Genomic DNA, 1,293 nt, shown 5'->3' on the forward strand with positions numbered 1-1,293 from the left:
GTCCGGACCAGCGCGCGGTGCCACGTCTCCCCCGGCGGCGGCTCCGCACCGCGGCGAGGCGGACGACCCCGAGGAGTCGGCGGCTCCAGCTCGGTGATGCCGAGGACCTGCGCGGCGGCGGGCAGCTCACTGCTGTCGAGCAGCCGCGCCACGGCCGTCGGCGGGCCGGTGACGGCGGCGAGCCGGGTGACGGGGGGCAGGCCGAGCTCGGCCCGCTCCCCCAGTTCCCGCTCGGCGTGCCCGGCCGGGTCCCAGCGCACCAGCGCCTGGACGGGGCGCGCGGACGGTTCCGCGAGGACGACGACCACGGTGCCGCCGGCAGGCGCTGGTCGTACCAGGGACGAGGCGTTCAGCCAGCGGCGCAGCGCCTCCTCGCCCGCGCGCAGGTCGGGGCGGCCGAGGAGGGCCCATCCGTCGAGCAGCAGGGCGGCGGCGTACCCGGGCCCGTCCTCGACGCGTGGCTCGGCGCCGGGGGTGGCGACCACCAGCGCCGGCCGGTCGGGCACGGTGTCCAGGATGTGGTCGCGGCCGGAGGTCCGCACCGGGACTGCCGGGAAGGCGCGGCCGAGTTCCTCCGCCGTCCGCCGCGCCCCGACGACGCTGGCACGCAGCCGGCCGCTGCCGCACTCCTGGCAGTGCCAGACCTCGGTCGCGCGCCCGCACCAGGCGCAGTGCGGGGCGTGGTCGCCGCCCGGCGCCTGGAGGGGGCCGGGGCAGTGGGCACAGGTGGCCGGGTGACGGCAGCGGTCGCACGCGAGGCGGGGCACGTAGCCCCGGCGCGGGACCTGGATGAGGACCGGACCGTCCGCAAGGGCGCTCCGCACCGCCTCCCAGGCGTGGCTGGGGAGGCGGGCGCTGCGGGCGGCCGGGTCGCGGGCGTCGTCCCGCTCCTCGAAGGTCCGCACCGCGGGTGCCCGTTCCCGGACGGTGGCGCGGGGCGCGGCGAGTTCTCCCGCCCAGCCGCCGGTGACCAACTGCGCGGCCTCCGCGGTCCGGCTGTGGGCGCCGAGCAGCAGGCCGGCCTCGGCGGCCACCGCGCGGAGCAGCAGCACCTCGCGGGCGTGGGGCTGCGGCGCCCGTTCCTCCCGGTGGTTCTGGTCGCCGTCGTCCCACAGCGCGAGGAGCCCCGGCTCCCGCACGGGTGCGAACGCGGCGGCGCGGGTGCCGACGACGGCGCGGACGGCGCCGCGGTGCACGGCGAGCCAGCGGCGGTACCGGCTCTCGGCGCCGGAGTCGGCGGTGAGCAGCACGTGGTGGCCGGGACCGAGCAGCGCGGTGAGCGCGGCGTCGGCC

Annotated in this window: 1 pseudogene; it reads right to left on the reverse strand. The window is 79.9% G+C overall.

From position 1 onward, the window contains the following. Window positions 1–1,293, reverse strand: a pseudogene (locus HCJ92_RS24110) (primosome assembly protein PriA); the annotation flags it as partial.

The sequence above is a fragment of the Streptomyces spiramenti genome (assembly GCF_012034385.1).
In the GTDB taxonomy this organism is placed as follows: domain Bacteria; phylum Actinomycetota; class Actinomycetes; order Streptomycetales; family Streptomycetaceae; genus Streptomyces; species Streptomyces spiramenti.